Genomic DNA, 13,148 nt, shown 5'->3' on the forward strand with positions numbered 1-13,148 from the left:
TCGTGACGCGGTTTATGGTGCGCAATCTACGCTCGGGTGAAACGATCGAGCGTGGCGCTGATGAAGAAACGCCTTCGGCGAGTACCCGCAAGACCTCAATCATGATGGCGGCGCTCAGGGCCGTTCATGAAGGCCGACTCGATCTCGAGGAGCCGATCACCTACGAGGCTCGTTTTGCCCAGGAGGTGGCGAGCGGCATGTTTCGCTATCTGACGCCGGGCATCGTGATCTCGTTGCGTGATGCGATCACCGGAATGATGGTGCTGAGCGACAATGTGTGCACCAAGATGGTTTTCGAGCGGCTGACGCTCGAGGAGGTCGATGGCTATTGCAAGTCGATCGGCATGAGCGGCACCCACCACCGCTTTCTGATCCCGCCCTTGGCGCTATCGCCGGACCACTCGTTGCGATCCGTCACCACGACCACGGCGCGCGACCAGGTTTTTCTTCTGCAGGCAATCCTCGACGCACAGTTCTCGCAACAAGCGGCCGACACATTGCGCTGCTCGCAAGCGCTCTGCCGCTATGCGCTCGAGACCCTGAAGAACCAGATCCTGCGCTATGCGATCCCGTCGAGGCTGCCCTTCGGTACAGTCGTCGCGCACAAGGGCGGCACGGGCAAGCGCGGCCGTATGAACGCCGGCATCGTCTATCGGGGCGAAGAGCCCTTCTATGCGATTGCCGTATTCACGGATGAGGTACCCCAGGTCATGCCTGACGGCACGCCGGGTTATACGATCGCGCTCGAAACCATTGGCCGGCTCTCGCGGGCCTGCTGGGACAATTTTCAACGGTAATCATCAGCAAAACAAAGAGGGTGGAACAATGAAGAAAATTCTTCTCGCCGGCACGATACTGCTCGGCATGGCAAGTCTCGGGCACACGCGTGACATCGTCATTGCCCAGAGTTCGGATCTGCGCAGCAGCAATCCCGGCGTCAACCGGGACGGAAATACCGATGGTGTTATCCTGCATATCGTCGAGGGCCTGGTCGGCTACAATAACAGCGGCGAGGTCAAGCCGCTGCTCGCCAAGAGCTTCGACGTCAGTGGCGACGGCCTTACATATACATTCCACCTTCGCGGCGATGCGAAATTCCACAACGGCAAGGCGTTGACGGCTGACGACGTCGTTTGGAACTGGAACCGCTATCTCAAGCCCGAGACGAAATGGACGTGCCTTTCCGATTTTGCGCCAAGTGGCGCCGCCCCCGTGACAGGTGTGAAGGCCGTTGACGCATCGACCGTCCAGATCACGCTCGAGAAGCCCTCGGCCGTTTTTTTGGGTCTGATGTCGCGTCCGGAATGCGGCTACACGGCCATCATCTCTCCCGATTCTCTCGCTGCGGACGGCAGTTTCGTCAAACCGGTCGGGACCGGTCCGTTCATGTGGGACGAATGGAAAAAGGGCGAGTACATCCGCCTTGCCAAATTCACTGACTACATCTCGCCCGAAAATGACGGCAAGCCCGACGGGATGGTTGGCTCAAAGCGGCCTTTGGCCGACGGCATCAAGTTCATGGTCATTCCTGACGCATCCACCGTCAAGGCGGGACTGGAGTCCGGCGTCCTCGACACGGCAGAGATATCTCCGGACCTTATTCCGGAAATCAAGGCGAGCGATAAGCTGCAGCTGATCGTCGCCCGCAACAACGGCAAGAACTTGTTCTACATCCAGACGCGCGACAAGGTATTGAGCAAGCCCGGCGTGCGGCGGGCGATGGCAATGTCGCTCGACCTTGGCGAGCTTGTCGCAGCCGCCTCAAATGGAACCGGCGAGGCGAACGGCTCGATGGTGTCGCAGGATTCTGTTTATTTCGACGATACCCAGAAGCAGAGGCTGCCTTACGACATCGAGGCGGCGAAGAAGGAATTGGCCGATGCCGGCTACAAGGGCGAGCCGATCACCATCATTGCCAACAAGCGCGGCAATGTTCCAAGCTTTCCCGCCGCGGTTATGGCGCAGGCGATGATGCAGCAGGCCGGATTGAATGTGCAGATCGAAGTTCTCGATTACGCAACGCAAGTCGACCGCCGCCGGTCCGGCAACTATCAGGTGATCTCGCAATCCGTCGCCCCGCGGCTCGACCCGGCTCTGATGTACAGTTTCTATGTCGGCAACAAGGACAAGAATGCTTCGCTGATGTGGGACGATCCAAAGGCCGTGGAACTGATGAAGGCGGCTTACATCGAGGCCGACCCGGCCAAGCGTCAAAAGATCTTCGACACGTTCCATGAGCTGATGCTGAAGGAGATGCCGGGCATTTTCCTTTACGACATGGTCGACGTGTGGGGTGCGACGAAGACGTTGAAGGGCCAGCCGGTCTGGCAGTCGAACGCCCGCCTCTGGGAAGTTTCGGTCGACTGAAAATCTTGCGGCGCCGAGGCGGAGCGCGGCACTTGACATTGGCAACTCGACAAGACCGGCAGGCTCGCCTGCCGGACCGATATCTCATGCCTGAAGAAAGCAAGGATAAGCGATGAGCAAAGAAGCATTGGACGAGATCGTTTCGGCGATCGAGCGTATGCGGCCCGCCTGCGAGGTGCTGAGCGACAGGATTTGGGATCTAGCCGAACTGAAATTCGAGGAGAAGGGCTCTTCCGGTCTGCTGGCAAAGGCCCTTGAGGAGGAGGGCTTTGCTGTGCGTCGCGGCGTTGCCGACATCGAGACCGCCTTTATCGCAGAAGCGGGCGCGGGCAAGCCGATCATCGCATTTCTTGGGGAATTCGACGCACTTGCCGGCATGAGCCAGGTTGCAGGCATCGCCGAGCAGCGTGCGGTTACGACTGGCGCGACCGGACATGGCTGCGGTCACAATCTTCTGGGCGTCGGGTCGTTGATGGCGGCCGTCGCGCTAGCCAACTATCTAAACGACAAAGGCATTTCCGGAACCGTCCGTTACTATGGTTGCCCGGGCGAAGAAGGAGGCTCGGGCAAGACCTTTATGGTGCGTGCGGGAGCGTTCGACGACGTGGACGCGGCGCTCACCTGGCATCCCGCACCGTTCAACGGTGTCCGCTCCACAAACAATCTTGCGGTGCTAGAATATTATTACCGCTTCAAGGGCGTTGCGGCCCACGCTTCCAATGCTGCGCATCTCGGCCGGTCCGCCCTCGATGCTGTCGAGCTTATGAATGTCGGCGTCAATTTCCTGCGCGAACACATGCCACAGGACTGCCGAGTGCATTATGCCATTACCGATGCCGGCGGCCGGGCTGCCAATGTCGTGCAGGCGCAGGCCGAGGCGCTTTATCTCATCAGGGCGCCGGACATGCCACAGGCTCTCAATCTCGCCGCGCGCGTGGAAAAAGTCGCGCGCGGCGCCGCGATGATGACGGAGACCGACGTGGAGATCGTCTTCGATACGGCTTCCACGAACCTTCTCCCGAATATTACGCTGGAAACGACGATGCATGAAAACATGATGGCGCTCGGCCCCGTCGCCTTCGACGAAACCGATATCGCCTTTGCGCGTCGCATCCAGAAGACGTTTACCGACGAAGCCATCGCCAGCAGCATCAGGCTGTATCAGATCGGGCGCGACGTTTTCTCCGCTGCCAAGATCGATGGCGCGATGCCGCTCCATCTCGGGCTGCGGCATTTCGAGGGCCATTCGCACTTTCGGGCGGGCTCGACCGATGTGGGCGATGTGAGCTGGGTGACCCCCACGGCCCAATGCTGGGCTCCTGCCTGGGCCATCGGCACCAACCCGCATACATGGCAGGTCGTTGCGCAAGGAAAGGCGCCCGCTGCGCATAAGGCCATGGCGCATGCAGCCAAGGCTCTCGCCCTGACCGGTCTTTCCCTGGTGAAATCACCGGAGCTGATGAAGGCGGCCAAGGCCGAATGGATGGAGAAGACCGGTGGAAAGCCTTACATCTGCCCGATCCCGACGGATGTGATGCCGGGAGCGGTGAGCAGCTGAAAGCAACACGGCGGATCCGCCGCGCGGGCAATTACGGCAAAAAAGTGTCCTTTCCTCCTGGATATCTTGCCGATGTCAGCTAAATGACAGCTTGTTGTGGTGGCTTTGGCTACTTCTTCTCCGTGGAGGCGGAGAACTGAAGTCTTGGGAGGTCTTCCGTTCGTCATTCAGGACAATTGTGTCCGCCGGCCGGCTACCCTCCCGATTCCCTGGAGAATAACAGGCGGCGCGCTCAGCCGCCCACGGAGGACACATCGTGAAGCATACGTTCATCGCAACCATTATCGCAGCGGCCATCGCGCTGCCGGCCTATGCGGCCGACTACACCATCATCGCGCCGGCCGCTCCCGGCGGCGGCTGGGACCAGACGGCCCGCTCGCTGCAGACCGCGCTGCAGCAGGAGAAGATCTCCGGCAACGTGCAGGTCCAGAACGTTCCCGGCGCCGGTGGCACTATCGGGCTGGCGCAGTTCAGCAGCCAGGCTGTCGGCAACCCGAACTCGCTGATCGTCGGCGGCTATGTCATGGTCGGCGCCATCCTCACCAACAAGTCGCCGGTGACCCTCAAGGACGTTACGCCGATCGCCCGCCTTACCGGCGAATACGAGGCCGTCGTTGTTCCCGCCTCGTCCGATATCAAGACCATGGCCGATCTGGTCGCGGCGCTGAAGAAGGATCCGGGCTCGGTTTCCTGGGGCGGCGGTTCGGCCGGGGGCACCGACCACATCACCGTCGGTCTGATCGCCAAGGCAGCCGGTGTAGACCCGACCAAAATCAACTATGTCGCCTTTTCCGGCGGCGGCGAGGCGCTTGCAGCCATTCTCGGCAGCCAGGTCACTGCCGGAGTATCGAGCTACAGCGAGTTCGAATCGCAGGTGAAAGCGGGCACGCTGCGTCTTCTTGCCGTGTCGAGCGACAAGCGTATCGACGGCGTTGATGCCCCGACGCTGAAGGAAGCCGGCACCGATGTCAGCATTCAGAACTGGCGCATGGTTGCCGCTGCTCCTGGCCTGTCGGCAGAGCAGGTCGCGGCCATCACCTCCGATTTCGAGAAACTGCACGGCTCCGCCACCTGGCAGGAAATTCTGAAGACCAAGGGCTGGGCCGACACCTATCTGTCCGGCGACGCGTTCAAGGCGCAGCTTGAAAAGGATGTCGCTGCCACTGAAGGCATTCTCAAAGAGATCGGACTTGTTCAATGAGCGGGGATAACTCCTCGGCAACCACGCGCCGCCCTGATTGGGCGGCGTTCATCATTGCCGCTTTCCTCTTTGTTGTCGCCGGCGTGATGTTCTGGGATGCATCGCATCTGAAGACAATCGCGCAGTATGACCGCATCGGCCCGGCAACGATGCCCCAAGTGGTGGCCTTCGGCCTCTTCTGTCTTGGGATCTGGACCATCGCCGAAGCTTGGCGCGGCGAGTTTCCGGAACGCGATCGGCAGGAAGTGGCGCCCGTCATCTGGATCATTGCCGGTCTTGTCGGACAGATGCTGCTTCTGCGTCTTGCCGGCTTCTCGATCGCCACCGGTCTGCTGTTTGCATTCACTGCACGCGGTTTCGGCAAGCGGAAGCTCTGGATCTCGCTGCCGTTCGGCATCGTCTTCAGCTTCGTCGTCTGGGCGATCTTCTCGCAGCTGCTGCAGCTGACGCTGCCGGCCGGCCCGCTCGAACGCCTGTTCTTCTGACGGCGCCCGCTGTCAGCACTTTTTATTTTTGCGCAGTGCCGGATCGCGTAACGCACGGCCGGGAACGCGCTTGGGATATCAAGATGAGCACATTCGAATTCCTATGGCAGGGGATCATGGTTGCGATGCAGCCGATGAACCTGGTTTATGCGCTGGTCGGCGTGACGCTCGGCACTGCCGTCGGCGTGCTGCCCGGCATCGGACCCGCACTCACCGTGGCGCTGCTGCTGCCCGCCACCTATAAGCTCGACCCCGGCGGTTCGCTGATCATGTTCGCCGGCATTTATTACGGCGGCATGTATGGCGGCTCGACCACCTCGATCCTCTTGAATACACCGGGAGAAAGCGCCTCGATCGTCACCGCGCTCGAGGGCAATAAGATGGCGCGCGCCGGGCGCGGCGGGCCGGCGCTGGCGACAGCGGCGATCGGCTCCTTCGTCGCCGGGTTGCTCGCCACACTCGGGCTCGCCTTCATCGCGCCCTATATCGTCAAGCTGGCGCTGGTCTTCGGGCCGCGTGAATATTTCGCACTGATGGTGCTCGCCTTCGTCACCGTCTCCTCGGCTTTCGGCGATTCGGCACTGCGGGGGCTGACCTCGCTGTTCATCGGCTTTGCGCTCGCCATGGTCGGCATCGACCAGCAGACAGGGCAGGCGCGGCTTTCCTTCGGCATACCAGATCTGCTTGACGGTATCGAGGTGACGACGCTCGCGGTGGCGATGTTCGCGATCGGCGAGACGCTTTATATCGCCGCGCAGGGCAACCGCCTTGCGGACAAGGTCGAGGCCGTGAGGGGCTCTCTGTGGATGAACGCGCAGGACTGGGCGCGCTCGTGGAAAGCCTGGCTGCGCGGCGCGGCGATCGGCTTTCCGATCGGCGCCATGCCGGCGGGCGGTGCCGAAATCGGCACCTTCCTGTCCTATGCGACGGAAAAACGGCTGGCGAAGAACCCCGAGGAGTTCGGCCATGGCGCGATCGAAGGCGTGGCCGGTCCGGAGGCAGCGAACAACGCATCTGCGGCCGGGACGCTGGTGCCGCTGCTGACGCTCGGTCTGCCGACGACGGCGACGGCGGCGATCATGCTGGCCGGCTTCCAGCAATACGGCCTGCAGCCCGGACCATTGTTGTTTGCCACCAACCCGCAGCTCGTCTGGGGCCTGATCGCCAGCCTGCTCATCGCCAATGCCATGCTCCTGGTCTTGAACCTGCCGCTGATCGGCCTCTGGGTGCGGCTGCTGACCATTCCGAAGCCGTGGCTCTATGCGGGCATCTTGCTGTTTGCGACGCTCGGGACGATCGGCGCCAACCCGTCGGTGTTCGAACTCGGCATGCTGCTGGCTTTCGGCCTGCTCGGCTACGTGATGCGGCTCTTCGGCTATCCGATTGCGCCGACGGTCGTCGGCCTGATCCTCGGGCCGCTGGCCGAACAGCAGTTGCGCCGGGCACTGGCGATCAGCCAGGGCGACGTCACGACGCTTGTGATGTCACCGATCGCGGCAGGCCTTCTCATTGTTGCAGCGGCCGCCTTCCTCATCCCGCTGATCCTGCGGCTGCGCGGCCGGGGACAGGTGCTTGCGCAGCTGGCCGCAAACGAAGACTAAAAGGACAAACTTACCCCTGCCTCAAGGCCGGCCATGGAGACATGCGCCGGCCTCTTCTTTTTGCATAGCTGAGGTGATTTTACGTGCATTGTGGATCGGTCCGTGCGCTGCCATCTATCAGTGGTCAATCATAGAGAAAGAGGAAAAGGACAATGTCCGCCATCCGTAATTCAATCCGTGCCGGCTTTCTGGGCCGGGCATTTGCTACACTGAGCGCCGCAAATGCTGTCAGTGCCGCTGTCGAAGCCGGTCGCCGTCCGCGCGCCCGTGACCTTCAGGATCTTGGCATCGACCCGGCCTCCTTCGGTCAGGTCATCCGTTAAGCCTTGCACGGCATGCACGAATGAAACAGCCCGCAACCGGTTGGTCGCGGGCTTTATTTTGTCCGACTGACAGCCGCAACGCTGAAGCGCGTTGCGACCTCAATCAAATGCCACGTCAGGCGTGCAGTTCTTCTCGGTTACTGGCGTGATCTTCCACCTGTACGCGCCTGTTGTGGCGGATGGACGACCAGAGCGACAGGCCGATCAGGACCGCCCCGCCGAGGCCGGTGATTACCTCGGGAATATGCACCAGGGTCTGCGCATACATGATCACCGAGAGGATCAGGATGGCATAGAAGGCGCCATGTTCGAGGTAGCGGTATTCGGCAAGCGTTCCCTTTTCCACCAGCATGATCGTCATCGAGCGCACATACATGGCGCCGATGCCGAGGCCGATGGCGATGACAAACAGGTTCTGCGTCAAAGCGAAGGCGCCGATGACCCCGTCGAAGGAGAAGCTGGCATCCAGCACCTCCAGATAGATGAAGGCACCGAGGCCGCCCTTGGCGGCAGCGCTCATCGTCTGCTGCGACGCATCGAGCAGTTCGCCGACGACCTCGACCGCGAGGAAGGTGAGCAGGCCGTAAATGGCGCAATGGACGAAGACGCTGGCTTCCTCGCCGCCGATCAGCCAGGAGAAGACAAGCATCAGCGCCAGCACGAAGGCGATCTCGATGCCCCTGATGGTGGCCGAGCGCGCCATCACCTTTTCCAGGCCGCGAAGCCAATGGATCTTTTTCTCATGGTCGAAGAAATAGCTGAGGCCGACCATCATCAGGAAGGTGCCGCCGAAGGCTGCGATCGGCAGATGCGCATCGTTCATGATGCGGGCATATTCCGCGGGTTCGCGGGCAGCCAGCACCAGCGCGTCCCAGGGGCCGATCCGCGCCGCGATGGCGACGATCGCCAGCGGAAAGACAATGCGCATGCCGAAGACGGCAATGATGATGCCCCAGGTGAGGAATCGGTGCTGCCAGACCGGCGTCATTTCCTTCAGCTTGTTGGCATTGACGATAGCGTTGTCGAAGGAGAGTGAAATCTCCAGCACCGCAAGCACGGCACAGATGAAGAAGACGGTCGCCATGCCGCCGATCGTGCCTGTTGTCTGCCATCCGAGCACGGCGCCGAGAACGAGACCTAGGGCAGTGACGATGAACGCCCAGCGAAAATAGCTGAGCGAGGATTTATCGGTCCCGATCTGATTCATGGCCGCACCTCGCGGCCGCAAATCTTGCTGGGAAGGGTGAAGAGGGAAAAACGAAGCACGCCACAATAGGCATGCGGATAAGGCATGGTGAGCTTTTTCATCGATGAAAAATCCGCCGGCTGAGCTGCAGGCGGTACCGACATCACGAGAGCGCCGTAAAAACTCTCGCCAGAGGGGCCCGGCACCAATGTTCCCCGCAGCCGATGTCTGGGAGGCTGCGGATATGCCCTAGGTAATGAACTTCCCAAACCAGTCAAGCCCAATCGCGACACAGAAATCGGCATTTTTTAGGGAACCATCCGGCCCCCCGCCCGTTAGACTTCGGTTGAGCTTGAAGGAGGCCGATGATGCACACCTCGACCCATGTTCCTGACAAACGCACGGAAGCGTCCGACCGCATGAAGCGGGCAAGGCCGAACCGCATGCAGAAAGCGCAGGTGCTGCCGCCGCATCATGTCGACCTGACCCTGACGCCCGGCGTCATCCACGACATTCATGTGCCGGCCCATGTGACCGGTGCCGACCTCTCCAAGGGCGGCCCCGACATCAAAAGCAAAAAATGAAGCTGCCCTTTGGCACTCCGGCAAATCGAAAGAGGATAAGAAGCATATGACTGTGAACTTTGTGCCCCGCGATATCTTCATCCGGCACGAAAATGAATGGAAGGCCGTTCGTGAAGCGGCCGACGAACGCATCGATATCGGCAAGCGCCAGCGACCGTTCGGCACATCCGGCAATCACCCGGCATCGGTTGGGAAAGGCGATGCTTCGGCCGCACGATCCGAGTAGGCAGCAGACAATAATCTCAGCATGGGCGCCCGGCATGAAGCCGGGCGTTTTGCTTGTCTATCGCCTCTCATCCCGGTCGACACGTTGCCCGGAATTATAGCCGAGCCACTGCTCGAGCTTGCCGAAGGCGAAGAGAACGCAAATTGCAGCAAGCGTCGTGAAGAAGGCAACCGGCCAATAGCCGAAGCCCATGGCGAGGCCGATCGCGCCGGAGAGCCACATGCCCGCGCCCGTCGTCAGTCCATGGATGCGACCCCTGGCAAAGACGATCATCCCCGCGGCCAGGAAGGCGACGCCTGCGGTCACGGCTTCGATGACGCGCAGCGGATCGATGCGGACCTGCTGGCCATCGGCGAAGCCCGGCATATGCACGGCCTCGATGGAAATTATGGCGAAGAGGGCAGCGGCAAGGCTGATCAGAATATGCGTACGGAAGCCGGCAGGGCGATCGCGCGCCTCACGTTCGAAACCGATGAGCCCGCCAAAGACGATGGCGCCGAGCAGGCGGGCGAAGATGACGGGATAGTGGATGCGCGATGCCGGTATCATATCGGCGATAATAAGATCCATGGAAATTCCTTCAGGGGTATCGGATTCTTCGCTGGCTAACGTCGTAGCGCGGGATTTGTTCGGCTTTTGCCGGCCACGCGTTTCGACTTCTGCGCCCACATTCATGATCGAGCCTGGCCGCCGGAGGGAAGGATCGGTGGAGGATACATTATCCTTCTGTCGCGCCAACCTTTCGGAAAGGATTGGGCGGCGATAATCCCGGCCTCACGGGATTCGGACAGATGGCCAAGACAGCGACACGCGGCCGCCGCAAGGCGCCGGCGAGAGGAAAGAGCAAGGCGCGCAGCGGCGGTGGCGGACTGCTGCCGTGGATGGTGATCGGCGTTGCCGCATTCGCAGGCATCGCCGCCTATGACAATTGGAAGAGTATCAAGCCGATGCTGAGCAAACAGCCGGCTGTGGCGATGCGGGAGAGCGCGGAGACGAAGCCCGCAATCAGGAGGGATGCGCCACCGAAGCAGGTGGCGCTTGCCGCGCCGGCGCCGAAAGTGACGCCGCCCGCGCAACCATTGCCACCGGCGGCCATTCCCACGCCGACGGCTCAGCCGGTAAAGGCGACGCCGTCTGCTTCTTCTCCCGCGACCCCGCAAACCGGTACGGGCGCCTTCGGCTATTGCGGGCAGGGGGCCCACATCAATTGCGTCGGCGACGGCGGTGTCTTCTGGTACAAGGGCGAAAAGATCGTCATTGCCGACATGGAAAGCCCGGTGGCCGACCGGGCGCGCTGCGATGACGAACGCCGGGTGGCCTTTGCCGCCAAGTTGCGTCTGCTGTCGCTGCTGAACGCCGGACCCTTCACCATGAATGCGGCTGGAAAGACCGACCCTGCAGGCGCGCCGCGCGTGGTCTCGCGTGACGGGCGCTCTTTCGGCGTGCAACTGATCAATGAGGGACTGGCGCACAAGCCAGGGGCTGCCGGCGGCGCCTGGTGCGCCGCCTGACGGAAGCTACTTGCCCTTTTTCACCAGTTTGCCGCCGGTACGGAAGCTGCCGGTGAAGGAGGAATCCTTGCTTTCGGCGGTGCATTCGATCGCGATCGGCTTGCCGGCATAGGGATTGCCGAAAGTGCAGAATCCGGCGACCTTGACCTGACCGGTCATCTTGTTGCCGACGCCTGTCGTGACCAGGCTGAGCGGGAGGCGGGCATTGCCATTGGACGCGGGCTTGATGCCGGCGCCATCGCCCTGGAAGCCGAGCGCCTTGCCATCCGACGTGAAGATGAACGTCACCAAGCCGTTGGCCAGCGTAACGCTGGCAAGCTCGTTCTTGCAGCCCTTGGTGGCGTCGAACTTGGCGACGACAAGCTTGGCGCATTTGCCGGAAAGCGTAATGACGCCGGGAGCGCCGGGAAAAGTTTCGGCGGGAGAGGCCGGCGCGGCGGTCGCCGGCAATGCAAAGGCAGCGGACAAAAATGCGGCGGCGGCAAGCGCGGATAAGTTCATTTCGATTTCAAACCCCATGTGCTGGCGAGGCGAATCACTGCCTCATCCTCGATTCGCCATGGCATGGTTCTGTGTCCGAATTTGGTTCCGCCATTCCCGCTTAACAAGATTATCACCGGCTGCGGGCGATCTTGAACAAGCCCGTTGAACTTGCTGGCCGGAAGGCTCGGCAATGGCGCAGCTGCCAGTTATCGACAACAGGCCGGCATGATATGACGGTGGCAAGGCACTCGTCGAGCGCCTGCCGTCTTGAATGCACTGTCTGATCGGGGGGAATGGGTCCAGGCAGGGAAGTCCAGACCCATTCTTTCCCGATCGGAGGTCAGTCGGATCAGGAATTTGCGGCTGCCGGACGAGCCGGCAGCCCTTTTCATTAGAACGCGCGCTGCAGGCGGAAGTAGCCCGAGGTGACGTCGCTGGCATTGTCCGGATCGAGGTACTGAACCGAAACCTTGGCCGAGAAGTTTTCGACGATCTGGTAGTCGATCGTTACGCCGGCCTTCCAGGCGTTGACGTCATCGTTGAACTCGCCAGCGGTGATGCCGTAGTTGTCGTAGTACTGAACAGCCGGGGTGATCTTCAGCTTGTCAGTTGCCTTGATGGCGTATTCAGCAGCGATCGCCCATTCAGCCTTGTTGTAGTAGGCGTTCGGGTTGGATGCGTAGACGACTGCGAGGCCGAGCGTACCCGGACCGACGGCAACCGTACCCATAGCGCGGACGGCGCCTTCTTCGTTGTCGGTGTCGTAACCGGCAGTGATCTGGTAGCTGAAGATAGCAGCCTTGCCGCCGAGACCGACGGCTACGCCGAAGTTGTTGGCGGTTTCGCCGTTGTAGAACGGGCTGTCTTCCAGCTCGTCAACGCTGATGCCTGCGTAGAAGGCGTCGGTTTCGTACTGATAACGGATGGAGTTATGCAGCGTGACCGGCGAGCCGATATCGTCGGTTTCGCCCGAGAGGCCGTCGTCCCACCAGCTGTAGAACAGACCAGCGCGGAAGCCGGCGATGTCGATGTAAGCGGAGTCGAGCTGGGCCTTCTGGGCCGAAGCGTTGTCAGCATTGAACTGCATGACGATGACGCCGGTCAGCGGACCATATTCGGTGTCGCTCTTGGCCGTAAACTGAACCTGGCCGCGCGTACGGGCGTCCCAGTCCGAATCGTTGGCAACGGAACCGCCGCCGCCGGCGCCGATCGAGCTGGCGTTCGGAGCAACGTCAACCTGGAAACGGACATAACCGTTGATCTTGAGGCAGGTTTCGGTGCCCGGGATGTAGAAATAACCGGTTCCGTAAGCGTCGCAGACGCGGCCGTACTCAACCGGTTCCGGCTCGGCAGCAACGATAGCGTCAGCCGCCTGAGCGCCGGATACTACTGCGAGAGCAGCAGCGGAGCCGAGAAGAAGGCTCTTGATGTTCATGGAATAACCTCCAGTTCAGATGCGAGAGGATGAAGACCGTTGCCATCGGCAGTCCCTACGGATCTTCACCCCGTGTGAGCGAAGCGGCGCCTTTTTCACCAGCTGCCTGCCTCGCCGCGGTAGTTGCATAGGGGATATTGCGCTGCAATAACGATATCGATCATGACAGCAGGCTGGCACAGCTATGT

At 61.2% G+C, this 13,148-nt stretch carries 14 protein-coding genes; 10 read left to right on the forward strand and 4 right to left on the reverse strand.

Going from position 1 to position 13,148, the window contains the following annotated elements:
- The first annotated feature begins 14 nt into the window (after nucleotides 1-14).
- From C4N04_RS09545 to C4N04_RS31810, 7 genes are all read left to right on the forward strand, one after another.
- Nucleotides 15-797: a class A beta-lactamase-related serine hydrolase gene (locus tag C4N04_RS09545; RefSeq protein ID WP_225887898.1), complete on the forward strand. Its 783-nt coding sequence runs from the start codon at nucleotides 15-17 to the stop codon at nucleotides 795-797.
- A 28-nt stretch (nucleotides 798-825) separates the two neighbouring features.
- Complete coding sequence (locus tag C4N04_RS09550; RefSeq protein ID WP_086156372.1) at nucleotides 826-2,367, forward strand: ABC transporter substrate-binding protein; 1,542 nt, start codon at nucleotides 826-828, stop codon at nucleotides 2,365-2,367.
- Nucleotides 2,368-2,479: 112 nt separating this feature from the next.
- Entirely contained in the window at nucleotides 2,480-3,925 is a 1,446-nt protein-coding gene (locus C4N04_RS09555) for a M20 family metallopeptidase (RefSeq protein WP_106795936.1), read from the forward strand.
- 256 nt (nucleotides 3,926-4,181) lie between these two features.
- Entirely contained in the window at nucleotides 4,182-5,126 is a 945-nt protein-coding gene (locus C4N04_RS09560; protein WP_106795937.1) for a tripartite tricarboxylate transporter substrate binding protein, read from the forward strand.
- Nucleotides 5,123-5,611 (forward strand): tripartite tricarboxylate transporter TctB family protein, encoded by a 489-nt coding sequence (locus C4N04_RS09565; RefSeq protein WP_064683230.1) that lies wholly within the window; start codon nucleotides 5,123-5,125, stop codon nucleotides 5,609-5,611. Before C4N04_RS09560 ends, C4N04_RS09565 begins: the two co-directional genes overlap by 4 nt.
- 83 nt (nucleotides 5,612-5,694) lie before the next feature.
- Nucleotides 5,695-7,212, forward strand: coding sequence for a tripartite tricarboxylate transporter permease (locus C4N04_RS09570; RefSeq protein ID WP_096770621.1), 1,518 nt, complete (start codon nucleotides 5,695-5,697; stop codon nucleotides 7,210-7,212).
- A gap of 152 nt (nucleotides 7,213-7,364) precedes the next feature.
- Nucleotides 7,365-7,535 (forward strand): hypothetical protein, encoded by a 171-nt coding sequence (locus C4N04_RS31810; RefSeq protein WP_086156371.1) that lies wholly within the window; start codon nucleotides 7,365-7,367, stop codon nucleotides 7,533-7,535.
- Nucleotides 7,536-7,650: 115 nt separating this feature from the next.
- Here C4N04_RS31810 and C4N04_RS09575 read toward each other — a convergent pair whose 3' ends face one another.
- Nucleotides 7,651-8,742, reverse strand: a complete 1,092-nt coding sequence (locus tag C4N04_RS09575; RefSeq protein WP_096770623.1) for a DUF475 domain-containing protein — start codon at nucleotides 8,740-8,742, stop codon at nucleotides 7,651-7,653.
- A 344-nt stretch (nucleotides 8,743-9,086) separates the two neighbouring features.
- Between C4N04_RS09575 and C4N04_RS09580 the strand changes: the two genes are divergently transcribed.
- Both C4N04_RS09580 and C4N04_RS09585 read left to right on the forward strand, forming a co-directional pair.
- Complete coding sequence (locus tag C4N04_RS09580; RefSeq protein WP_009983518.1) at nucleotides 9,087-9,305, forward strand: hypothetical protein; 219 nt, start codon at nucleotides 9,087-9,089, stop codon at nucleotides 9,303-9,305.
- A gap of 46 nt (nucleotides 9,306-9,351) precedes the next feature.
- Nucleotides 9,352-9,531 carry a hypothetical protein gene (locus C4N04_RS09585; RefSeq protein WP_009983521.1) on the forward strand — a complete coding sequence of 60 codons (180 nt, stop codon included), beginning with the start codon at nucleotides 9,352-9,354 and terminating at the stop codon, nucleotides 9,529-9,531.
- Between the two features lie 57 nt (nucleotides 9,532-9,588).
- Here the strand turns inward: C4N04_RS09585 and C4N04_RS09590 are convergent, their stop codons facing one another.
- Nucleotides 9,589-10,101 (reverse strand): MgtC/SapB family protein, encoded by a 513-nt coding sequence (locus tag C4N04_RS09590; RefSeq protein ID WP_038691273.1) that lies wholly within the window; start codon nucleotides 10,099-10,101, stop codon nucleotides 9,589-9,591.
- A 221-nt stretch (nucleotides 10,102-10,322) separates the two neighbouring features.
- Here C4N04_RS09590 and C4N04_RS09595 point away from each other — a divergent pair, with 221 nt between their 5' ends.
- Nucleotides 10,323-11,042, forward strand: coding sequence for a hypothetical protein (locus tag C4N04_RS09595; protein ID WP_106796006.1), 720 nt, complete (start codon nucleotides 10,323-10,325; stop codon nucleotides 11,040-11,042).
- Between the two features lie 6 nt (nucleotides 11,043-11,048).
- On the opposite strand, the gene C4N04_RS09600 is transcribed toward C4N04_RS09595, so the two are convergent.
- Together C4N04_RS09600 and C4N04_RS09605 are read right to left on the reverse strand one after the other, a co-directional pair.
- On the reverse strand, nucleotides 11,049-11,543 hold the full coding sequence (locus C4N04_RS09600; protein WP_183598226.1) for a hypothetical protein: 495 nt from the start codon (nucleotides 11,541-11,543) through the stop codon (nucleotides 11,049-11,051).
- Between the two features lie 373 nt (nucleotides 11,544-11,916).
- Complete coding sequence (locus C4N04_RS09605; protein WP_106795939.1) at nucleotides 11,917-12,960, reverse strand: porin; 1,044 nt, start codon at nucleotides 12,958-12,960, stop codon at nucleotides 11,917-11,919.
- Nucleotides 12,961-13,148: the final 188 nt, after the last annotated feature.

Origin of the sequence: Rhizobium sp. H4, from assembly GCF_003013335.1 — a bacterium.
GTDB lineage: Bacteria > Pseudomonadota > Alphaproteobacteria > Rhizobiales > Rhizobiaceae > Rhizobium > Rhizobium sophoriradicis.